The organism is Salinimicrobium oceani, assembly GCF_012037645.1.
Genome location: NZ_JAAVJR010000001.1, coordinates 465,744 through 488,965 on the forward strand (window position 1 = coordinate 465,744; position 23,222 = coordinate 488,965).

The 23,222-nt window shown below is 41.4% G+C and carries 20 protein-coding genes; 4 read left to right on the forward strand and 16 right to left on the reverse strand.

What is annotated here, in order from left to right; genetic code table 11:
- Positions 1-10 precede the first annotated feature (10 nt).
- The 10 genes from ftsY to recR all read right to left on the reverse strand — a co-directional run bounded on the left by ftsY (position 11) and on the right by recR (position 7,418).
- Positions 11-964: a signal recognition particle-docking protein FtsY gene (gene ftsY / locus HC175_RS02145; protein ID WP_168136864.1), complete on the reverse strand. Its 954-nt coding sequence runs from the start codon at positions 962-964 to the stop codon at positions 11-13.
- A 129-nt stretch (positions 965-1,093) separates the two neighbouring features.
- Entirely contained in the window at positions 1,094-1,246 is a 153-nt protein-coding gene (locus HC175_RS02150) for a DUF4295 domain-containing protein (protein ID WP_168136865.1), read from the reverse strand.
- Positions 1,247-1,253: 7 nt separating this feature from the next.
- Positions 1,254-1,436 (reverse strand): 50S ribosomal protein L33, encoded by a 183-nt coding sequence (rpmG, locus tag HC175_RS02155; protein ID WP_013070733.1) that lies wholly within the window; start codon positions 1,434-1,436, stop codon positions 1,254-1,256.
- 24 nt (positions 1,437-1,460) lie between these two features.
- Positions 1,461-1,700 carry a 50S ribosomal protein L28 gene (rpmB, locus tag HC175_RS02160; protein ID WP_097056779.1) on the reverse strand — a complete coding sequence of 80 codons (240 nt, stop codon included), beginning with the start codon at positions 1,698-1,700 and terminating at the stop codon, positions 1,461-1,463.
- A gap of 511 nt (positions 1,701-2,211) precedes the next feature.
- Entirely contained in the window at positions 2,212-3,456 is a 1,245-nt protein-coding gene (locus tag HC175_RS02165; protein ID WP_168136866.1) for a competence/damage-inducible protein A, read from the reverse strand.
- Positions 3,456-3,794, reverse strand: coding sequence for an Hpt domain-containing protein (locus HC175_RS02170; RefSeq protein ID WP_168136867.1), 339 nt, complete (start codon positions 3,792-3,794; stop codon positions 3,456-3,458). Before HC175_RS02170 ends, HC175_RS02165 begins: the two co-directional genes overlap by 1 nt.
- Positions 3,791-4,405, reverse strand: a complete 615-nt coding sequence (locus HC175_RS02175) for a fumarylacetoacetate hydrolase family protein (RefSeq protein ID WP_168136868.1) — start codon at positions 4,403-4,405, stop codon at positions 3,791-3,793. Before HC175_RS02175 ends, HC175_RS02170 begins: the two co-directional genes overlap by 4 nt.
- Positions 4,406-4,418: 13 nt before the next feature.
- Entirely contained in the window at positions 4,419-5,198 is a 780-nt protein-coding gene (locus HC175_RS02180; protein WP_168136869.1) for a 3'-5' exonuclease, read from the reverse strand.
- 126 nt (positions 5,199-5,324) lie between these two features.
- Positions 5,325-6,629, reverse strand: coding sequence for a dihydrolipoamide acetyltransferase family protein (locus tag HC175_RS02185; RefSeq protein WP_168136870.1), 1,305 nt, complete (start codon positions 6,627-6,629; stop codon positions 5,325-5,327).
- A 171-nt stretch (positions 6,630-6,800) separates the two neighbouring features.
- Positions 6,801-7,418, reverse strand: coding sequence for a recombination mediator RecR (gene recR, locus HC175_RS02190; RefSeq protein ID WP_168136871.1), 618 nt, complete (start codon positions 7,416-7,418; stop codon positions 6,801-6,803).
- Positions 7,419-7,523: 105 nt separating this feature from the next.
- On the opposite strand from recR, the gene HC175_RS02195 reads away from it, so the two are divergent.
- Positions 7,524-8,963: a sodium:solute symporter gene (locus HC175_RS02195; RefSeq protein WP_168136872.1), complete on the forward strand. Its 1,440-nt coding sequence runs from the start codon at positions 7,524-7,526 to the stop codon at positions 8,961-8,963.
- On the opposite strand, the gene HC175_RS02200 is transcribed toward HC175_RS02195, so the two are convergent.
- A complete protein-coding gene (locus tag HC175_RS02200; protein WP_168137128.1) occupies positions 8,940-9,302 on the reverse strand; it encodes a CoA-binding protein in 363 nt (120 codons plus the stop codon). The genes HC175_RS02195 and HC175_RS02200 overlap by 24 nt on opposite strands.
- 336 nt (positions 9,303-9,638) lie before the next feature.
- Between HC175_RS02200 and HC175_RS02205 the strand changes: the two genes are divergently transcribed.
- Positions 9,639-12,005 (forward strand): TonB-dependent receptor, encoded by a 2,367-nt coding sequence (locus HC175_RS02205; protein ID WP_168136873.1) that lies wholly within the window; start codon positions 9,639-9,641, stop codon positions 12,003-12,005.
- 119 nt (positions 12,006-12,124) lie between these two features.
- On the opposite strand, the gene HC175_RS02210 is transcribed toward HC175_RS02205, so the two are convergent.
- Positions 12,125-13,135, reverse strand: coding sequence for a 3-oxoacyl-ACP synthase III family protein (locus HC175_RS02210; protein WP_168136874.1), 1,011 nt, complete (start codon positions 13,133-13,135; stop codon positions 12,125-12,127).
- A gap of 133 nt (positions 13,136-13,268) precedes the next feature.
- Between HC175_RS02210 and HC175_RS02215 the strand changes: the two genes are divergently transcribed.
- Positions 13,269-15,746 carry a S9 family peptidase gene (locus tag HC175_RS02215; protein ID WP_168136875.1) on the forward strand — a complete coding sequence of 826 codons (2,478 nt, stop codon included), beginning with the start codon at positions 13,269-13,271 and terminating at the stop codon, positions 15,744-15,746.
- A 60-nt stretch (positions 15,747-15,806) separates the two neighbouring features.
- Here the strand turns inward: HC175_RS02215 and HC175_RS02220 are convergent, their stop codons facing one another.
- The 3 genes from HC175_RS02220 to HC175_RS02230 form a co-directional block, all read right to left on the reverse strand.
- Positions 15,807-16,322, reverse strand: a complete 516-nt coding sequence (locus HC175_RS02220; RefSeq protein WP_209309897.1) for an EF-hand domain-containing protein — start codon at positions 16,320-16,322, stop codon at positions 15,807-15,809.
- 230 nt (positions 16,323-16,552) lie between these two features.
- Positions 16,553-17,875, reverse strand: a complete 1,323-nt coding sequence (locus HC175_RS02225) for an ABC1 kinase family protein (RefSeq protein ID WP_168136877.1) — start codon at positions 17,873-17,875, stop codon at positions 16,553-16,555.
- 82 nt (positions 17,876-17,957) lie between these two features.
- Complete coding sequence (locus HC175_RS02230) at positions 17,958-18,629, reverse strand: TetR/AcrR family transcriptional regulator (RefSeq protein WP_168136878.1); 672 nt, start codon at positions 18,627-18,629, stop codon at positions 17,958-17,960.
- A 220-nt stretch (positions 18,630-18,849) separates the two neighbouring features.
- Between HC175_RS02230 and htpG the strand changes: the two genes are divergently transcribed.
- Positions 18,850-20,736 carry a molecular chaperone HtpG gene (gene htpG, locus HC175_RS02235; protein WP_168136879.1) on the forward strand — a complete coding sequence of 629 codons (1,887 nt, stop codon included), beginning with the start codon at positions 18,850-18,852 and terminating at the stop codon, positions 20,734-20,736.
- Positions 20,737-20,885: 149 nt separating this feature from the next.
- Here the strand turns inward: htpG and HC175_RS02240 are convergent, their stop codons facing one another.
- Positions 20,886-23,081 carry a tetratricopeptide repeat-containing hybrid sensor histidine kinase/response regulator gene (locus HC175_RS02240; protein WP_235942498.1) on the reverse strand — a complete coding sequence of 732 codons (2,196 nt, stop codon included), beginning with the start codon at positions 23,079-23,081 and terminating at the stop codon, positions 20,886-20,888.
- Between the last annotated feature and the right edge of the window lie 141 nt (positions 23,082-23,222).

A 23,222-nucleotide genomic window follows, 5' to 3' on the forward strand; every position in this document is an offset into this window, starting at 1 on the left:
AACGTGGATTTTATTTAAAGAAAGAATCTACAAATTCATATTTATTGAAAACCTGCAGGTCTTCAATGCCTTCGCCAACTCCTATATATTTTACGGGGATCTGGAACTGGTCACTTATTCCAATCACAACTCCACCTTTTGCTGTACCATCCAGTTTAGTAACGGCAAGGGAAGTCACTTCGGTTGCTGCAGTAAATTGTTTTGCCTGTTCAAAGGCATTTTGGCCCGTAGAACCATCAAGCACCAGCAGCACTTCATGAGGCGCATGATCTACTACCTTCTGCATTACCCGCTTCACCTTGGTGAGCTCGTTCATTAAGTTCACTTTATTGTGAAGTCGGCCGGCAGTGTCAATGATCACAACATCTGCATCCTGCTTTACTGCACTTTGAACAGAATCAAAAGCCACCGAAGCAGGATCACTACCCATTTGCTGTTTTACAATTGGCACCCCTACCCTGTCTGCCCAAACTTGTAACTGGTCAATTGCAGCAGCCCGAAAAGTATCGGCTGCGCCCAGAACTACTTTTTTACCTTCTTTTTTAAATTGGTAGGCAAGCTTTCCAATGGTAGTGGTCTTACCCACTCCGTTTACGCCAACCACCATGATCACATAAGGTTTTTTGTCAGTAGGCACGTAAAAATCTGTAGCATTACCAGAATTGGTTTCAGATAAAAGAGCTGCGATTTCCTCCCGCAGGATCTTGTTCAGCTCTTCGGTGCCAAGAAATTTATCTTTCGCAACCCGGGCTTCGATCCTGTTAATGATCTTGACCGTAGTACCTACGCCCACGTCACTGCTCACCAATACATCTTCCAGGTCATCAAGAACTTCATCATCAACTTTAGATTTTCCCGCAACAGCTTTTCCCAATTTGGAAAAGAAATCATTTTTGGACTTTTCAAGGCCTTTATCGAGGGTCTCTTTCTTCTCCCGGGAGAACATCTTCTTAAATAAACTCATTATTTGGTATGGTCTTTACTTAAACAATTGGCAGTGCCTGCTATTGGCATAGCCGGAGGTAAATATACACAAAAACAAAAAGCCGTCCCGATAGCTACCGGGACGGCTTTAGTGTATTTTGAAAATAACTTATTTCTTGTTCAGGAAGTCATTTACCAATTCGGGAGCCATAATTCCTTCAACAAAAGTATAGGCACCGGTCTTTGGAGATTTCACCATTTTAATGGCTTTAGTTAATCTCTTTGATCCTGTCTGTAATGTTGCTACTGATTTCTTTGCCATGACTTACTTATTTAATTTCTTTATGAACCGTCATCTTTTTTAGGATAGGGTTGAATTTCTTCAACTCCATTCTATCTGGCGTGTTCTTCTTATTTTTTGTTGTAATATATCTTGAAGTACCGGGCTGTCCCGATGCTTTGTGCTCTGTACACTCTAATATAACCTGAACTCTGTTACCTTTCTTTGCCATTTTACTGCGTCTTAAATGTTAGGATTACTTGTTTAAAAATCCTTTTTCCCTTGCTTCTTTGATTACAGCTGAGATTCCCTTCTTATTAATATTCTTAATTGCAGAAGTAGATACTTTTAAAGTGATCCATTTATCTTCTTCAGGGATATAAAAACGTTTTTTAACCAAATTGGCGTCAAATTTACGTTTTGTTTTATTCATCGCGTGGGAAACATTGTTTCCTACCATTGCTTTCTTACCTGTAAGTTCACAAACTCTTGACATTGCTCTATACTTTAACTCGTTATTTCAAAACAGGCTGCAAATTAACGATTTTTTTACCTAATAGCCAATACCCAAAGAAAATATTTTTCTGAAATTCCTTCGGAAGCCCTGCCGCGGAACAAGCCTTTAAAAATGCCACTTTTGACACCTCCTTATAAAGTTGCTCATTTCTTCTGAAAGAAATAGTTTAATTTGCCAACGCCTGAAGCAGTTTTTTATAGCTGACGGAGCAGCAAGAAGCCTTCTTCTAACCCAGAAAATCAACCAGGTAACTCTCTCCTTCTATCGTAATAAACCTACAAGGTCAAAAAAGACCTTGCAGGTTAGGCGAAGTTGGCGTGGATTTAATCCACGCAGATTTAAAAAAATTAGTTTCTCGGAAGGTTTCCTTTTCCTATCGTAAGAGACTTCTGTCGTAATACACTCTATTAATAAACCTACAAGGTCAAAAAAGACCTTGCAGGTTTGGCGCAAATTTAAAAATCGTACTTCTAAGTTCTAGGTTCGTACTTCACGATATTTCCTTCAGGATCATTTCAAATGCTTTTTGGACAGTCTGTTTTACTACCTGGTCTCTGCTGTTTCCAAAAATGAATTTTTTGGAGTAAATTTTTTCCGGAGTTGCCAGACCTATATAAACCGTACCAACTTCTGCATCACTGTCGCCCTTGGTAGGGCCGGCATTACCGGTTGTTGAAAGAGCATAATCTGTTCGGAACATCTTTTTTGCATGCTTAGCCATGGCTTCGGCAACCTCAGCGCTAACTACACTGTACTTTTCGATGAGATCTTTAGGCACACCCAAATTTTCGCTCTTCACATTTGTGGCGTAAGAAACCATGCCGCCAATAAAACAGGATGATGCCCCTGGATGAGTAGTGAATTCGGCTGCCAGCGCGCCACCCGTGCAACTTTCTGCTGCCGAAAGAAATTTTTTCTGAGAGGTAAGGAGTTTGCTTATTTGCACCGCGATCTTTTCATCTTCCTCCTGCTCCTCGGCAATAATATCTCCCAAAAGCTCATAAAGGCCTTCTACCTGCTTCTCTACTGCACTTATCAACTCCTCCTCGTGCTCACCTTTCCCGGAAAGCCGCAGCCGTACGCTCCCAAGATCGGGCAGGTAAGCAAGCTTAATGTGGGAAGGAAGCTTTTCTTCAAAGGCAGCAAGCCGGTTGGCAATAGCACTTTCTCCTTCGCCTTGGGTGAGGATGGTTTTATGGTAAATGTATGGGCGATGGAATTTTTGCTGTAACCTCGGAATGACCTCTCCCTCCATGAGCTGCATCATTTCATAAGGCACTCCCGGCAATGAAATGAATACCTTTCCATCCTTTTCCATCCACATCCCCGGAGCTGTTCCATATTTATTATGGAGAGGCACTGCTTTAGAAGGCAACATGGCCTGTTCCCGGTTAAGATCGGAGATTGGCGTCTTTTTATATTTCGAAAACAGCTCCTCAATATGCCCCAGTACCTTTTCATTTAGCACCAGCTGATCTTCAAAAAATTCGGCAAAAGTATATTTGGTGACATCATCTTTTGTGGGACCAAGGCCGCCGGTAAGGATAATGATATCTGCCCTTTTTGACGCCTCTGCTAAAGTAGTGCGTATATGCGCCTTTTCATCCTGAACTGAAGTGATCTGGTAGACAGAGATCCCAATAAGATTGAGCTCTTTGGCAATAAAAGCTGAATTTGAATCAACGATCTGCCCAATGAGGATCTCGTCTCCAATGGTAATTATCTCTGCAGTCATTACAGGTCAAAATCTTCCTTTAGCTCCAGCTCTGCCTTTTTGTATTTGGCTGTAATAATGCGACCGGCCTCATGAACCTCATCCTCATTCTTTCCCGCTTTAGACCAATCCTCAATGATTCTTATCTGCGGCATGAGCTCCAGCCCAAACATTTGAAGATTAGGTTTCATTTTGTGGGCATATTGATAGGCCTGTGCCGAATTTCCTTCAAGAATAGCCTGGTTCATACCCTCTAGATCTGGTGGGATCTCTTCAAGAAATGTCTGTACAACGACCTTGACAAAATCTTGATCGCCGCCTGCCATTTCTTCGACGCTTTCTAAATTGTAGTTGCTCATTTAACCTGTATTGAGAAAATCTGTTTGTCTTCTATAAATCCCGTAAGCTCATCATTGATCGCTACCGGTCCTACACCTGCAGGAGTTCCTGTAAAAATAATGTCTCCGATCTTCAATGTGAAATACTGTGAAATATATTCAATTATTTCGTCAATTTTCCACAACATGTGAGAAGTTGTACCTCTTTGTACCACTTCTTTATTTTTATTTAAACTAAACCTAATATTACTGAGGTCTCTAAAATGACTTTTTTCGATCCATTTTTCTCCGATCACTGCCGAGCCGTCAAAAGCTTTTGCCTTTTCCCACGGCAAACCCTTATCCTTTAATTTCTTTTGGAGATCTCTTGCTGTAAAATCTATTCCCAGGCCAATCTCGTCGTAATATTTATGGGCAAATTTCTGCTGAATGTATTTCCCAACCCTATTTATCCTTACCAGGAGCTCTACCTCATAATGTATATCTTCTGAAAACGGCGGAATAAAAAAAGGCTGTTTCTTGAGGAGAATGGCAGTATCGGGCTTCAGGAAAATTACCGGCTCCCCGGGCCGTTCATTTTGTAACTCCGCAATATGCTCGGTGTAATTACGGCCAATACAGATTATTTTCATCGGCTGAAATAGATTATTTTAGTTTCGTGTTAAGTTTCCTTAGTTTGATCGCGGTAAGTACTTTTTTGGTGTACAGGGGAAAATCTGCATTCTGGAACCATCCAAAATACCCTGGCTCTTGTTCTAAAATATCTTCCACGCTCTTTCCTTTGTGTTTTCCGAAGGTGAAAACTTCCTTTCCCTTTTTATCATAGGCGATAAAGCCCGCAATATCTGCACAATCTTTCCTCGCCGTAAAAGCAGAGAGCCATTTTACATCATTCTGCAGTTGATCTTCATACCTGTCCAGTTGCGACATCAGTACTTCATAGGTGGCCTTGGTATCTACCTCGGCACCATGAGCTCCTTCCAGGTCTTTTCCGCAGTAAAACTTGTAGGCAGCAGAAAGCGTGCGCTGTTCCATTTTATGAAAAATGGTCTGCACATCTACCGCCAGTGAATTCTTCATATCGAAATCTACACCCGCACGCAGCATTTCTTCTGCCAGCAATGGAATATCGTAACGGTTGGAGTTGTAACCCGCCAAATCACAGCCCTTGATCATCTCGTAAATAGTACCTGCCAGCTCTTGAAAAGTTGGTTCATTTGCCACCTTCTCATTAGTGATTCCATGTACCGCAACCACCTCTTTGGAAATAGGAACGGTAGGATTTACGAGCCAGGTCTTACTCTCGCGATTTCCGTTCGGGAAGATCTTTAAAATAGAGATCTCAACGATCCTGTCTTTGGCCACGTTTGTACCTGTGGCTTCAATATCAAAAAAACATAAAGGTTTTGTAAGCTTCAATTCCATGCGCGGATATCATTTTGGTAAAGATAATATTTCCTCAAACTTTTTGCAGGGAATGAGGTGAAGTTTGGACAAAAAGAAAAGCCATGACCCTTGCGTCATGGCTTTAAAAAATTTATTCCAGATCCTTTACAGGTCTCGATTCTTGTCAAATTTCTCCAGGTACTGTGCTACTCGCTGAACAAACTGTCCTCCCAGCGCACCGTTTACTACCCTGTGATCATAACTGTGAGACAGGAACATCTTATATCTTATTCCAATGAAATCACCATCGGGCGTTTCAATAACCGCCGGCACCTTTCTAATAGCACCAAGTGCGAGAATTGCCACCTGCGGCTGATTAATAATCGGAGTTCCCATGATACTTCCAAAAGTTCCCACGTTGGTTACTGTGTAGGTACCTCCCTGGATATCATCGGGCTTGAGCTTGTTCATCCTGGCGCGGTTTGCAAGGTCGTTCACTGCTCTTGCCATTCCTACCAGGTTTAACTGATCGGCATTCTTGATGACCGGAACAATAAGGTTTCCATCTGGAAGAGCTGCTGCCATTCCAAGATTAATGTTCTTGCGCTTAATGATCTTATCCCCATCTACAGAAATATTGATCAATGGGAAATCTTTAATTGCCTTAGCCACTGCTTCCATAAAAATTGGAGTAAAGGTGAGCTTCTCTCCTTCTCTTTTTTCAAAAGCATCTTTATTTTTCTTTCTCCAGTTCCAAATGTTGGTGACATCTACCTCAATAAAAGACTGTACATGAGCAGAAGTCTGCACGCTTTCTACCATATGATGTGCGATCATCTTGCCCATACGCGACATCTCAATGATCTCATCTTCCCCATTTACGCTCACCGGAGTTTTGGCAGGTTGTGGCGCAGCTTTAGGCTGAGGTACTGCTGGCTGAGCCGCAGGCTGCGAGGCGCGGTTTTCAAGGTATCCTAAAATGTCATTTTTGGTCACTCTTCCATCCTTGCCCGTACCTTCTATACGTTCCAGCTCCTCAAAGGAGATCCCTTCTTCTTTTGCAATATTCTTTACAAGCGGGGAATAGAATCTGTTGCTATCGCTAAAATCGGCTGAGCTGATCTCTTTTGCCTGCTCTACACGCTCCTCGGCCGCAGCAACTGCTTCTTCGATCTCGGGGGTTGGCACTTGCTGGTCTGCCACCGGAGTAGCATCTGCCTGGCCCTCTCCCTCTGTTTCAATAATGGCAATGGTTTGCCCTACCTGAACTACATCATCTGCATTGAAAAGCTTTTCTACCAGAACTCCATCCACCTCACTGGGAACTTCGCTATCCACCTTGTCGGTTGCAATTTCCAGAACGGCTTCATCGGCTTCAATGCTGTCTCCAACCTCTTTTAACCAATTTGTAATGGTTGCCTCTGCAACACTTTCCCCCATCTTGGGTAATTTTAGTTCAAATTTTGCCATATTCTTATCTCGAGGATGTTCTACTTTAAATTGACTGCGAATTTATTAAAAAAATAGCTCTGTCAATAATGATTATTCAGTTGCAGGAATTTTTTAAGCTGAATTTAACCTTCAGCCTCCTGCCACTCTTGTGTAAATTTACAATTTTTTAGTGAGTGCTCCTTCCGCAGGTCAATTCCTAAGAGAGCTCTCAAATGGTATCCTGTTCGTAATACTGCGGCCCAGGGTCACCTCATCTGCATATTCCAGCTCATCTCCCACCGAAATTCCGCGGGCGATAGTACTGGTTTTGATCTCGAGACCTTCAAGTTGCTTAAAAATATAAAAGTTTGTCGTATCACCTTCCAACGTACTGCTAAGCGCGAAAATGATCTCCTTAATTTCCCCTTTTTGAGCCTTCTCTACTAAAGACCTTATTGTGAGTTGCGAAGGACCTACTCCTTCCATAGGGTTGATCTTGCCTCCCAGAACATGATAAAGACCGCGGTACTGACTGGTATTTTCAATTGCCATTACGTCGCGAATATCTTCCACCACACAAACCACTTCCCTTTGCCTGCTCTTGTTCGCACAGATCTCACACAATTCGGTATCACTAATATTGTGACAGTTGCTGCAGAATTTTACGTCTGTCTTTAGATCCAGCAAGGCTTTACTCAGGGCCACAGTTTGCGACTCTGGCTGCTTCAAAAGATGCAGCACCAGCCGTAAGGCTGTCCTTCTTCCTATTCCCGGAAGTTGAGACATTTCATTCACTGCTTCCTGTAGTAATTTCGATGAAAATTCCATGCTCCAAAATTAAAGTATTTTAAAACAATTCTCGAATAAAGTAGTCTTTTTACCGATGCTGCAGATATTCTTAAGTTTTGTAATTTGCCCCCGAAATTCAAACTCATGCAGCCCTCTTCCATCCTTCTACTAATTGCAGTGTATTTCCTAACCCTAATAGGAATTTCCTGGTTCACCGGAAAAAAATCTGACAACAATACATTTTTTAAAGCCAACCGGCAGTCGCCGTGGTACATCGTAGCCTTTGGAATGATAGGGGCCTCGCTTAGCGGGGTAACTTTCATTTCTGTGCCGGGATGGGTGGAAGCCAGCCAGTTTAGCTATATGCAGGTTGTACTGGGATACGTGGTGGGTTATGCGGTGATCGGGCTCGTGCTGCTTCCCCTGTATTACAGGATGAATCTCACCTCGATCTACACGTACCTCGAAGGAAGATTCGGGACTTATTCGTATAAAACAGGGGCATCTTTTTTCCTGCTCTCGCGTGTGGTAGGATCAAGTTTCCGGCTTTTTTTGGTGGCAAATGTCTTGCAAATCATCCTTTTTGACAGCTTAGGAATTCCCTTTTGGGCGACCGTGATCATGACCATTCTGCTCATTTGGCTCTATACCTTTAGAAGCGGGATCAAAACCATTGTCTATACCGATACTTTGCAAACGCTGTGTATGCTCATTGCGGTTGGAGTTAGTATTTATTATGTTTCTGATGACCTGGGAATCCAGGGAGGGGATCTTGTCTCTCACATCTCCAATAGTGAGCTCTCAAAAATGTTCTTTTTTGATGACATTAAAAGTGCCGATTATTTCTGGAAACAGTTCATTTCGGGTGCCTTTATTACGATAGTAATGACTGGGCTGGATCAGGATATGATGCAAAAGAACCTCACCTGTCGCAACCTTGGTGATGCACAGAAGAATATGTTCTGGTTCACCATTATCCTTGTGTTTGTAAACCTCTTGTTTATGGCATTGGGAGTCTTACTTACTGAATACGCGCGTGCTAACGGAATAGAAGCCTCAAAAGATGACCTTTTTCCAGTGATCGCAACTTCGGGCGAATTAGGAGTGGGAATTGCTGTCTTTTTCATCCTCGGTTTGATTGCCGCAGCATATAGTAGTGCAGATAGTGCTTTAACCGCGCTTACCACTTCCTTTAGTATAGATATCCTGGATATCGAAAAACGATATGCTCCCGAAAGACAGGAACTAGTGAGAAAATTAATTCACATAGGAGTTTCTATCGTGCTCATCCTGGTGATCATTGCCTTTAAATATATCATCAAGGATGAGAGTGTAATCGCCAAGCTCTTTGTTTTTGCGGGTTATACATACGGACCTCTGTTGGGACTCTATAGCTTCGGACTTTTCACAAAGCTGCAGGTACGGGATAAACTGGTACCTGTGGTCGCAGTGCTCTCCCCAATCCTCACTTACATCATTAGCATTAACAGCCTGGTATGGTTCGGATTTGAATTTGGATTCTTTGTCCTTATCCTCAACGGACTCCTCACTTTCTTAGGTCTAATATTGCTTAGTAGAAAGTAGGATAAGGGTACAGGCAACCTCAACTTCAACCTGGTTCTTTTGTAGCAGGCGGTAAAATTCAGGATTCTCTGTTCCTGGATTAAAGATAACGCGCTTTGGTTCTAAGGACAGGATGTAGTCATAATATTCTTCCTGGCGAGGCGCGCCAAGATAAAGAGTTACAGTGTGTATATCTGTAAAAGGCAATTTTTCAGTTTCAATGTTCACGCCTGCAACTTCGCCCTTTCGCAATCCAATTGCAACAGTAGGAATATTTGCCCCCTTGAGCCGGTTAATAGCAATATGTGCATAGCGCCCAGGATTTGTAGAGGCACCCAGTACAAGTGTTTTCTTCGTCATTCTAATTTTTTTGTCATTAAGTGTAACAAAGGTCATCCCAATGTAGTCTTTAAGATAAGAAATATTTCCCGCATGGGCGCGATTTGAGAAACATTGATGGTTAGTGTTATAAGAGCCCCATGTTAACCCATACATTTTTGTATGGGTTTTTTTGTCTCATTTTTGTATAAGAATTGCCTTACTCAAAGGTTAAATTTTAAAAAATCCTGTAACAAAGCGGTTGCTGTGTAGTCTATTAATTATACCACAACTGCATAATTTGTGAAACCTTGTGTTCAATGATTATGCATTACAAGGTAATATGCTATATATAATCATCATCAAATCAATCAAAAAATGAAACAGTTTATTTTATTATTTATGCTTGCCTTCGGAAGTTTTTCCGCAGCAGCATTTACAGATCCTACAGAATTAGGAACTATCACCGGGCAGGTGATGGACATGGAATTCAAAGAACCCATTCCTTACGCCACCATTACCGTAACAACTCCTGAAGGAGAGATGGTCACTGGCGCAGTTACTTCTGGCGACGGAAGTTTTGCCGTTGAAAAACTTCAGGATGGTTCGTACATCTTTAAAGTTCAGTTCATGGGCTATAAACACTTCTCGAAGGAAATTGAGGTTTCTGGCGGAAACAGGGAGATCAAAATCGGAACTATTTTCCTGGAAGCTGAAGTAGCGCAACTGGACAGCGTTGACGTAGTGGCCGAAAGATCTACCATTGAACAGCGTATTGATCGAAAGGTGATCAATGTGGGAAAAGATCTTACTACTGCAGGAGCTTCAGCCAGTGAGATAATGAATAACATCCCCAGTCTTTCTGTAGACCAGGATGGAAACATTTCCATGCGGGGAAATGACAATGTACGTATCCTGGTAGACGGGAAACCTACCAATATTCCGGCGGCACAACTGCTAAAACAAATTCCCAGCACTTCTATTAAGAGCATAGAGTTGATCACCAACCCTTCAGCCAAATATAATCCTGAAGGCATGAGTGGGATCATTAACATCATTCTTCACAAGAATTCGAACCTTGGCTTTAACGGCAATCTAAACAGCGGCGTCACAGTAGGCGAAAATGTAAGATATAACGCCTCTCTTAACATGAACTACCGCACTGGAAAAGTGAATTTCTTTACCAACCTTGGCACCAATGGAGGAAAAAGAGAAAATCACGGGATCATCAACAATTTTACGCAGAATTACACTGAAGTTATAGGTTTTTATAGCGATAGTGAATCTTACCTGTTCAAAATAGGATTGGATTATTATATAGATGACAAGAATACTTTTTCCTTTTATACCAACCAGAACCTGTATACCGGAGAACCTCGGGGAGAAGCGAATATTTTATTCAATTCTACTGCTATGGAAAATATTTATCAGGATTTCTTCCTGGAGAACGACAACAGCACTCAAACTTATAATGCAGTATTTAAAAGAGATTTTGAAAAGGACGGTCATAACATCATTTTTGAAGTAGATCACAGCATTACAGATGATGCCGAAGTCGCGCGGTTCGAATATTCTGGCGCAGGTGCCAATGAATATAATTCTTACCGGGACAAGGTTGAAGACGACATAAGCAATACAAATTTCAACATCGATTATGAGAATCCGCTTTCTGAAGTCTCCAAACTTGAACTGGGTGCAGAGGCAAGATTGAGAAGCAGTACTAACGATTACCGTACCACCAACACAAATCTTGAGGACGCATTATATGATTATGACAATAATATTTATTCCTTCTATTCCACTTTTGGGCAAAGCTTTAAGAAATGGTCCTATCAATTGGGAACAAGGTTTGAACATTACGCTGTAGAGGCTATATTGGATGGAGATCTCATCTATGAGAATGATTATTTCACTCTCTACCCTTCGGCTTTTGTTTCATACAAATTCAATGATATGAAGACGCTGCAGTTGAGCTACGGAAGAAGAGTGGATCGTCCCGGCCTGAACCAGGTAAATCCTGTAAGAGAATTTTCTACTCCGCGAATCACAGGAGTTGGAAATCCTGAACTCGATCCACAATTTACCAATTCCCTGGAGATGAACTACACCCACAACTTTCAAAAGGGAAGCTTTACGGGCGGAGTGTTCTATAGGTTGATAGAAGATGAAATAAGCCAGGTACTTATTATAGATCCCGAAGATCCTTCCCGAATGCTCCTTACTTACGAGAACTGGAATGATAACACTGCATACGGAGTGGAACTTAGTGGAAGATACAAGCCATTTCGCTGGTGGAGCATTAATCCGAGCTTTGAATACTACAACAGTACCGAAAAAGGCGTGGTAGGAGATGTTTATCAGGAGGTGGAAAGCTCTGCCTACAGTCTTAGGCTCAATCAAAGTTTTGAAGTGACTAAAAAACTTACCCTGCAAATGTTTGGCTTGTACCGCAGCAGCACAGAACTGCTACAGATCAATCCTGAAGAATTTTATTTCATAAATGCTGGTGCCCGATATAATTTCCTTAATGACAAAGCGACTTTAAGCCTTAATATTAATGACATTTTTGACACCCAGGAATTCACGTTCTACAGCGATGTACCCTACTCCCAGCGAGGAAATTTTCAGGGCGATTCTCAGAATGTCTATCTCGGCTTCTCCTATAGATTTGGCGGAGGCAAGAATAAGGCACTCGACAGGAAACAAAGGGATGATAACACCAACTCTGGTGGAGGAATATTTTAATGATGTTGTTTAATTAGCCAAAAAAAATCCGCAATTGAAAAGTTGCGGATTTTTGACATTTTTGAGCCCAAATAATACCTAAGACCTGGCTCTTGACTCTTGGCTCTAACGTCTTTTTTCTACCACTTCATAATAGCGCTTGCCCAGGTAAAGCCACTTCCAAAAGCTGCGAGCACCACTGTGTCTCCTTCCTTGATCTTACCTTCTTCCCAGGCTTCAGTAAGGGCTATAGGAATAGAGGCTGCTGTTGTATTTCCATAGCGTTGAATGTTGTTATAAACCTGATCATCACTCAACCTGAACTTTTGCTGAATGAACTGCGAGATCCTAAGATTCGCTTGATGCGGAATAAGCATATCAATATCTTTCACCTCGAGCCCGTTGGCTTCCAGGCCTTCCTTGATGACTTCAGAAAAACGAACTACCGCGTTCTTAAAAACAAACTGGCCGTTCATGTAGGGATAATATATGATATCATCTCCCTGCGGATTTTCCTCAATAATTTCGGGTACCCAGTGCATGGTACTCGGACCTTTTAAAGACAATTCCAAAGCATGTTTTCCTTCCGAATGAAGGTGGGTAGAGAGTATTCCCTGCCCGTTATGGTCACTTCGGGTGAGCACTGCAGCTCCTGCCCCATCTCCAAAGATCACAGAAACTCCGCGGCCACGGGTTGTAAAATCCAAACCTCCACTATGATTTTCGCTACCTATTAGCAGCACATTCTTATACATTCCGGTCTTGATGTATTGATCGGCTACTGAAAGTCCGTAGATGAATCCGCTGCACTGGTTTCTAACATCAAGTGCAGGACAGGTGTGAATGTCAAGCATCTCCTGGATTTGTACACCACCTCCCGGAAAGTAGTAGTCGGGAGAAAGGGTGGCAAAAACGATAAGATCTATATCATCTTTGGTGATTTTAGCCCGTTCAATGGCAATTTTGGCAGCCTTTGCTCCCATTACGGCCGTAGAATTGCCATCTCCTTTTTTAATATGGCGCCGTTCTTTTATTCCGGTACGTTCCTGTATCCAGGCGTCATTTGTATCCATGACCTTGGAAAGATCATCATTAGTCACCACATTTTCGGGCACGTAGAACCCCAGGCCCGCTATCTTAGATTGGTACATGTAGAATTATTTAAGCCTTAATAAATTATTTCTCTTAAATTTAAGCAATTAATAAAAAGTTGCTCCGCAATATAAGAAACATTAACATCTTGACAGCGCAGCACCTCTTAACCTAATTATACTTTATTGTATCATGAAAAAAGTCTTTTTAAGCCTCCTCTCTGTTATTTGCTTTACAGGACCAACATTTGGGCAGGAAAACCTCACCTATCAAAAACCACCACAGGAGATCCTGGAACTTGTGGATGTGCCACTGGCTCCGTCCACACTCATTGACAGCAAGGCTGAGAGAATCGTATTTCTCTACCGCGATCAATTCAAATCTATTGCCGAATTGAGTGAAGAAGAAATGCGCCTGGGCGGATTAAGGATCAATCCAGTAACGAACATTAGCAGCCGCGCGACTTATTACAATAACATCATGGTAAAGGACATGAAAGCCAGTGAGCCTACTCAGGTGAAAGGTCTGCCTGAAAATCCCCGCCTCACCAACTTCAGCTGGTCACCAGATGAGTCAAAAATGGCATTTACGCACACTACTTCAGAAGGAGTAGAACTCTGGGTAGCCAATCTTCAAACCGCAACAGCGAAAAAACTTACCGGCCCAAATTTGAATTCCAACATGAGAGATGTGCTTAACTGGTATAAGGACAATTCGGCCATTTTAGTAAAAATGCTTCCGCAGGACCGTAAAAAGCTAATAAATCCTGAAACTTCTGTACCAACCGGCCCTACAGTTTCTGTAAGCGACGGAAAAGAAGCTCAAAACAGAACTTACCAGGATCTGTTGAAAAATCCGACAGATGAGTTTAACTTTGAACAATTGGCCCGGGCTGAACTTGTAAAGGTGGACCTCAACGGAAAGACTTCAAAATGGCTGGAGCCTAAAATGTATGACGACATTTCTTTTTCTCCAGATGGCAATTATGTAATGGTGAGCCACATCAAAAAGCCCTTTTCCTACCTGGTGCCTTATTATCGCTTCCCTTCAGAAACAATGGTATTTACCAAAGAAGGTAAACTTGTTAACCAGGTGAATCAGGTGCCGCTTACTGAAGATCTTCCGAAGGGATTCATGGCAGAAAGAGAAGGCAGAAGAAATCTTAGCTGGAGAAGTGATGCTCCTGCTACTCTTGTTTATGTTGAAGCTCTTGATGGTGGTGATCCCGAAAAAGAAGTTGACTTTAGAGATGAAGTTTTTCTACTGAAAGCTCCCTTTAAAGGAGAAGGAAAGCCTATTCTTAAAACCAAGGATCGCTTTAGCGGGATTCTCTGGGGTGATGAGAATATTGCCATTGCTTATGACTACTGGTGGAACAATAGAAACACCCGCACTTATATTTTTGATCCTTCAAACCCAAGCCAGCAACCAAGAGTACTATTTGACCGCAACTACCAGGACCGTTACAGTGATCCCGGAGGTTTTGTAAGGGAAAAGAACAAGTATGGGCAACAGGTCTTAAAAATAATAGATGACAATGCTTTTCTTCTGGGTGACGGCTTTACTCCTGAAGGCCAGTATCCTTTCGTAGACCGCCTGGATCTTGAGACCGGAGAGACAGAAAGACTTTACCAGTCCAGCTACAACAACAAAAAGGAAACTTTGGTTGAAGCTATAGATATGGAAGAAGGAGAGATCCTTGTGCGAATTGAAACCGCCACAGAATATCCCAATTATTTCATTCGCGACATCGACAACGAGGAAGACCTCACAAGGGTCACCTCCTTTGAAAATCCATTCAAGAGCCTGCAAGACGTCACCAAAGAAGTGATCACTTATGAGCGGGAGGATGGACTTGAGCTTAATGGTACTTTATACCTTCCGGCAGGTTATGACAAGGAGAATCCGCAGAAGTTACCAATGATCGTATGGGCTTATCCACGCGAATATAAGGACAAGAATTCTGCTTCTCAGAATACTTCCAATGCAAATGATTTCACCTATCCTTACTATGGCTCCCCTATTTACTGGGTTAACCGCGGATATGTGGTTCTGGATGATGCCTCTTTCCCAATTGTGGGAGAAGGTGAAGAAGAGCCGAATGACAGCTTTAGAAAGCAATTAGTGGCCAATGGAAAAGCAGCTATTGATGCTGTTGACGAAATGGGATATATTGACAGGGATCGCGTTGCGGTAGGCGGACACAGTTACGGTGCATTTATGACTGCCAACCTGCTCTCCCACTCCAATCTTTTTGCTGCCGGAATAGCACGTAGCGGAGCATACAACCGTACACTTACTCCTTTTGGTTTCCAGAGTGAAGAGAGAAACTACTGGGAAGCTCCTGAAGTTTACTACAATATGTCACCTTTTATGCATGCCGATAAAATGAAGACGCCCCTATTGCTAATCCATGGGGAAGCCGATAATAATTCCGGCACCTACCCAATGCAGAGTGAGCGTTATTTCAATGCTTTAAAAGGACTTGGGGCTACGGCCAGGCTGGTAATGCTGCCAAAGGAAAGTCATGGTTACAGTGCAAAAGAATCTGTACTTCATGTGCTTTGGGAGCAGGATCAATGGCTCGAGAAGTATGTGAAGAATAAAGGACAGGAAGATGGTACTGAAGATGGAAAAATTGAACAGCAAACGCCTCAGCTTCAGAATTAGTCGCAATTCATTTCAAAAAAAAGCCCGCTTTCGCGGGCTTTTTTCATTTTTAGATCACCTCTACCAGGTGTCGAAGGCATCAAAATCGTTGAATTCATTTTCATCCACAAAATTGTCGTCGTTGACATCCCAGTCACCAAAGGTGCTGATGTTCCATTCTTCGTTGTCTATAAATCCATCGGCATTCTCATCATACCTGTCAAACCAGGTATTGTCGCTCATCCCATCATTCCACTCGTTAGAGTCAAGCCTTCCGTCCTGGTTTATATCCAGAGCAGTATAATCTTCTTCAATAAGACTTTCTCCTACGCCCGTTTCTACACCTTCATTCCATTCGCTCTCGTCAACGAAATCATCTCTGTTTTGGTCTAAATTGTAGTAGGTCCTGTCCCAGAATTCAACGTCATCTATACTGCCATCGCTGTTAACATCCCAGTTCTGATATCCCTGATTGTTCCTTTCACTGAATTCAGCCTGATTCAATTTTCCATCCATATCACTGTCGAAACTGTCGAAATCCTGAGAAAAGGCAAAGCCGCTCAAGAAAAAACAGCTCATAAATAAAAATGCTTTCATTCCTTTCATAATTATGTGTTTTTAGTTCAACTTCATTTAGGTTTTCTCAACTAATGTAACACTGAAAGTAACTGACCTAAAGCACTTTATGATTTTTAACAGGAGGTTCCCCAATTTTAAATGATTACTAACACAGGTGTCAAAAAAGGTAATTTCAGAGCACATTTGCTGGCCTGCTGCGGTGAGCTTTTTCACGACTGATCACCAATAACTTTTTTTCCTGACAGATCTTAGCTTGAAACAGCCCTTTCGTATTTTTTGTAATTATTGATGTTTACAGTCGCACCCAGGTCATGTAGTAAATTAAAGAGCCCAAAGAAAGTACGATTGATGTACAGAAAATGTTTGCTGCCACGATTGCCGTTCATTTCTCTCAACTCTTCATCTTTGCTGTACTTTTCACTCAGGCTGCTCACAGAGTTCCAGAAATGTTCATTTGAAAAATCGAAAGTCTCATCATGAAAAGGTGCAGTGAATAGACTTAGCATCTGGAAGAAGAGTTCAGAAAAAAAAGCGATTTCTTTTGGAGAATCCTCCTTTTTCAGAATTTCAAGATCGAACAATCGGGCGTTAAAGATTTCAGGATCATTGATCTTATCTTTCTGGGCCAGTTCAAAATAAGGTCCGTAAAATTCCTGGGGGATCTTTTTGATACACCCAAAGTCTATTGCGATCAAGTTATCCTCATGGTCAACGAGGAAATTTCCGGGGTGAGGATCGGCATGTACAGATTTCAGGACATGCATCTGGTACATATAAAAATCCCACAGCGCCTGTCCTATCCGGTTTGCTTTATCCTGGCTGGTATTCTCCTTTGCAAATTCACTCAAATGAATGCCCTCCATCCAGTCCATACTAATAATTCGCTCACTTGACAGGTCGGGATAATACTTTGGAAATTTAAGGTTTGGGATATGACTACAAGCTTCAGAAATTTCAAGGCTCTGATTTACCTCGAGCACATAATCTGTTTCTTCAAGCAGCTTGCCTTCCACTTCTTTAAAATATCTTTCTGAATCTTTCCCGCGCAGGTTAAACATCTTTACTGCAATAGGCTTTACCATGGCAAGATCTGAGCTTATGCTTTCTGCAACGCCGGGATACTGGATCTTGACTGCGAACTTCTGCCCATCTTTTGTAGCCCTATGCACCTGGCCAATGCTGGCGGCATTTACAGATTGCAGATCAAAGCTGTCAAAAACAGCATCGGGATCCTGGCCAAAATATTTCCTGAAGGTCTTTTTCACCAAAGGAGCAGATAATGGCGGAACGCTGAATTGTGCAAGACTAAATTTTTCCACATAAGCACCTGGCAACAGGCTCTTTTCCATTGACAGCATTTGCGCCACTTTTAAGGCACTCCCTTTTAAACTTTTCAAGCCGTTGTAGATATCCTCGGCATTGTTTTCATCCAGTTCATTTCGGGAAATCTCTCCGTTAATTGCCTTTTTTGAATAGTATTTCAGGTAGTTTCCTCCCACTTTCAATCCGGTTTGGACCATTTTGCTGGTGCGGCTTATTTTACCTGTAGGAATTTTATCTATAGTTTTCATAGGATGTATATTAAAAGCCCGAAGTCGGAATCGTAGGGGCTAGACCGACTGCGGGCAGGTGCCTGAAGCATTTAGATGATCATCAGGACATTTTTTCTTTCCAAAGGAATTTCCCCAGGTCCACCACTCTTTCTAAAGGAGAGTTTTCGAAGAGATCAAATACTGTATTTACAGACTTTTCAATAGCTACATCTGTGCTTTCAAATTGCGGCGAATTATCATCTAACCAAAATTTAAGTAAGAACATCATCTGGACCCAGGCAGCTTCAGAAAAAACAGTTTCAGAATTTTTTAATAATCGACTTTGCTTCTCTTCGTTTTGCGTTCGGACCAATGCAGCTGTGAAATTTTTTAATTCTCGTCGCAGACCCGATAATTGTCTGACATTTTTAGCCAGGCTTGACTCGTTTTTTAATGTAAACAAGACATAGCTACGATTTGCTGTAAGCATCTCGAAAAAAGTGTAATACAGGGTGAGCATTTTTTCCCTGTTATTGAAGGAACTGAATTCTTTACTTTTCTCCATCAGCTCCAGAGTAAGTTCAAAAAATCGTTCCCAAATTCTCTTTTTCAGGCCGTCAAAGCTTCCGAAGAAATTGTAGAAATCGGTTTCAGAGATTTTATTTAAACGCGTGAACTTATAGACTGTACCTGGCTCTTCCTCCTTTTCGAGCACATATTCCATGTACAATTCTATAAGTCGCTCCTCATTAAGTTGCGCCTCTGCATTTTCCTTTTGATCTATTGTGGTCATATCTTGAATATTAATTCTTTACAAAGATAAATTATTTTGTTTAAAAAAACATGGTGTTATTTAAACAAAATAATTATTTACCTGGTTCTCATTTAGAAACACATGAATAGTCGGAAGAAACTGCTAAAAATTACTTCTGCTGTCAGTTTGTCAGCGAACTCGGGTTGGTACTTTTTTTGACTTCCTAGAGCGAACATTAAATTTTAATAAACTAAAATATATGGCAACCGGAAACATTAACGTCTCTGTTGAAAACATCTTCCCTTTAATTAAAAAGTTTTTATACAGTGATCACGAGATCTTTCTTAGGGAATTGATCTCTAACGCGACAGATGCTACTCTTAAACTAAAACACCTCACTACAATTGGCGAAGCCAAAGTAGAATATGGCAGTCCCGTTATTGAAGTTAAGATCGATAAGGAAAAACAGCAACTTATCATTAGCGACCAGGGAATTGGAATGACAAAAGAAGAGGTTGAAAAATACATCAACCAGGTGGCATTTTCGGGTGCTGAAGAATTCTTGGAAAAGTATAAGGATTCTGCTAAGGACAGTGGCATCATTGGGCACTTTGGATTAGGTTTTTATTCAGCCTTTATGGTGGCCAACAAAGTGGAGATCATTACAAAATCTTATAAAGACGAGCCTGCAGCTCACTGGATTTGTAAAGGTACTACAGAATTCACTTTAGAAGAAGCCGATAAAAAAGAGCACGGAACAGATATCATTCTTCATATTAATGAAGATGACAAGGAATTTCTGGAAGAAAACAGGATAGAAGAATTGCTTGTGAAGTACAACAAGTTCATGCCAATTCCTATTAAATTCGGAACCCGGGAAGAGACTTTAGATTTACCTGAAGATGCTCCCGAAGATGCTAAACCCGAAACAAAGACAGTAGACAATATTGTCAACAATACTAACCCTGCATGGACAAAGCAGCCGACAGATCTCGAGGATAAGGATTACAAGGATTTTTACCGAGAGCTCTACCCAATGCAGTTCGAGGAGCCGTTGTTCCACATTCACCTCAACGTTGATTATCCTTTTAACCTTACAGGGATCCTTTACTTCCCAAAAATGTCTCAGGACATGAACATTCAGAAGGACAAGATCCAGCTATATCAAAACCAGGTGTTCGTTACAGATAATGTAGAGGGAATAGTTCCTGAATTCCTTACGATGTTGCGTGGAGTTATAGATTCTCCAGATATCCCGCTGAACGTTTCCCGCTCTTACCTGCAGGCAGACGGAGCAGTGAAAAAAATCTCCAGCTACATTACGCGTAAAGTAGCAGATAAGCTGAAGTCTCTGTTCAATAACAATCGTGAAGATTTTGAAAAGAAATGGAATGACATCAAGATCGTAATCGAATACGGAATGCTTTCTGAAGATAAGTTCTTCGAGAAGGCAAAAGACTTCGCGCTTTATCCTACTGTTGATGACAAATACTTCACTTTTGCTGAATTGATCGAGAAGATCAAGGACAACCAGACAGATAAAGATGGTAACCGTGTGATCCTTTATGCTTCAAATAAAGATGATCAACACAGCTACATTGAATCTGCAAAGGAAAAAGGCTATGAGGTGTTGCTTCTTGATTCTCCAATTGTATCTCACCTGCTTCAAAAACTGGAAATGGGAGAAGAGAAAGTTTCTTTTGTTCGTGTGGATGCCGATCATGTAGACAACTTAATCAAAAAAGATGAAGAGAAGATTTCCAAACTTAACGAAGAGGAAAAAGAGAAGCTTAAAACAGATTTTGAGAAGGTAATTCCAAAAGAGAAGTATAGCGTGCAGCTTGAATCTATGGACAGTAATGCGGCGCCACTTATCATTACGCAGCCAGAGTTCATGAGAAGAATGAAAGAGATGCAGCAAACCGGAGGTGGAGGAATGTTTGGAATGGGTAATATGCCAGAGATGTATAACCTTGTTGTGAATACCAATCACCCACTCATCACCGAGATCCTGAATACCAAGACAGAGAAAAAACAGGAGCGTTTGATCAAGCAATCCCTTGACCTGGCGCGACTTTCACAGAACCTTCTAAAAGGGGAAGAATTGACCTCCTTTATAAAGCGTAGCTTTGAGATGATCAAGTAAGCTGAAGACCTTTAATATGTAAAAAAGCCGTTTCACTAATATAGTGGAACGGCTTTTTTACTTTAATGTCACTTCGTAGATTACAAACACCTCTATACAAAAACTTAAGAGCCTAAAATTTCCTGAAGTCGATTAAACATTCTGGAGTGCTAAGCCACTGGTTCCAGCAGGTTCTTGAAAATGGTATCGAAGAATTGTGGAATGTTATAAGGCTTATTGATGATATCGTTCATACCTGCCTTTAAAATCTCTTCTTTCATTTCTCCCACTTCTACTGCAGTTAATGCTATTACCGGTACATCTGGATTGAATTCCCGTATTTTCATGGTGGTTTCCATCCCATTCATTCCCGGCATATTAACATCCATTAGAACAACATCAACCGTTTGTACCTTAAGGATTTCCAGTGCCTCTTCTCCACTGGAAGCAACCAGGCATTCAAAGTCTTTCTTTTTAAGGATCCTTTGAGTAACTACCTGGTTAATGCGGTTATCATCTACGATCAATATCTTTTTTAGAAGTTGTGGTAATGTTTCAGGTGAGGCTCCTCCCAGGTGTCGTATGCTCTCATTCTCTGCACCCTGTTCAAAATTGATCTCGAAACTAAAAACAGAACCTTCCCCTTCTACACTTTCCAGCTGAATTTCTGAATCAAATAACTGAAGTAGTTTTTTAACAATAGGCAATCCTAAGCCGGTACCCTGATAATTGAGGTTCTGGATCTTTAACTGGGAAAATTCTTCAAAGATCTCTTCCTGTTTGTTCTTTGGAATTCCAATCCCAGTATCGCCCACCTCGAAATAAATTCGGCACCTGCCATCTTTGCAATTCACAGTTTCGGCTTTGATCCAGACCTTACCTTTTTCGGTAAATTTCACTGCATTACCTAGCAGATTCATCATGATCTGTGAAAGCCGCATGGAATCGCCCACGAGGTATGGAATTCCCGGGTCGACATTGAGTTCAATATTGACCATACGATTATTCCGTGTGGTCTCAAAAGTTTTGATAATTCCCTGAAACAGTTCATGGATGTTGAAGGTATTATTCTCCAGGTGCACCAGGTTGGATTCCATTTTATTCATTTGGAGCACGTCGTTGATCAAGGCAAGAAGATAATCTGCAGAAAATTTCAATGACTTAAGATCTTCTTCCTGTTCTTTATTTTGATTTTCTTCCAGCAGTAGTGAGGTAAGGCCCACTACCCCGTATAAAGGAGTCCGAAGTTCATGGCTCACCGTAGAAAAGAAGCGGGTTTTTAAGGTGGACAGCCTTTCAGCTTCATCTTTAGCCGATTTCAATTCGATATTTTTTTCCTTCAGCTGGGAAATCAGTTTCTTTCGAATTCCATTATTTCTGAATAAAAGAATCAGAAAGAAAAACATGACTACCAGGGAAACTACCATGATGGCCGAAATTTGCTGTGTCTTTTCCAAGACTTCGTCCTTGTAAAGTTGCTCTCGTCTAGCAGCCTCCAGGTTCTTTTTGTATTCTTCAGTTTCAAAGAGCTCATATACTGCCTCTCGCTGAAGATTTTTCTCTCTGGCGAAAAGCTGCTCCCGGTATTCCTGATGTTTGGTAAGTGCAATGTAAGCCTCATCGGCATTTCCACTGTTCTTCAGCATCTTTGCGTATTCTTCATAGGCAAAAGAAGCTTCGACGATAAAAGAATTTTTCTCGGCTAGAGAAATACCTTTTAGGAAATAGTCTTTTGCTTTACCGTAATCCTCTTTGCCGGAGTAGTACATCCCATACAGGGTATATAGATTACTCTTGGCCTCCCCACCTTCATCTTCAGTAAAAATCTGTGAAGCCTGTTCCAAATAAGGAAATGCCCTTTCAAACATTCCATTTTCCAGCAAGGTCCAGGCAATATTGACCACAGGGACCAATACCTGTGACTGGTCTGGGTTCCTGGAGGCTATTTCAATAGCCTTCTTGTAGAAATCAAAGCCTTTTGAAACGGTATTCTTGTTGGAAGAATAAATATTCCCAAGATTATTATATGCATACCACAGCAAAGTATCATTCTTGCTGGATTTCGCATATTCAAGGGCTTTCAGGTAATTTTCCTTTGCCCTTGCAGTGTCTTCCAGCATTTCATAGGTAATCCCTAAGAGATTATACCCGTGGTTTAGCTGGTAATGGTCATTCTTACCCGAGGCAAGATCGATGAGTAGAAGAGATTGGTCAATAGATTTATTGAAATCATAATTCTCTAAAGCCTCACTGGCAGCTTTAGCTATCTTGTCTGTGCTGTCTTTATAGGTCTCTTTTTGATTTTGAGCCGAGAGTGTAAGACATAAAAGAACGCCAATAACATTTAAGATGTAATTTTTTCTCAAATTGCGACGGTTAAATTCATTATAGGGCGCTGCAAATTATTTATTTTTAGCGTCTTATGCAACAAAAAAAAGGAATACCAGAAGAATTTTATTAAAAAACTGGTGACATCTTATGCCGCCTGCGGAAAAGCAAAAAAAAGC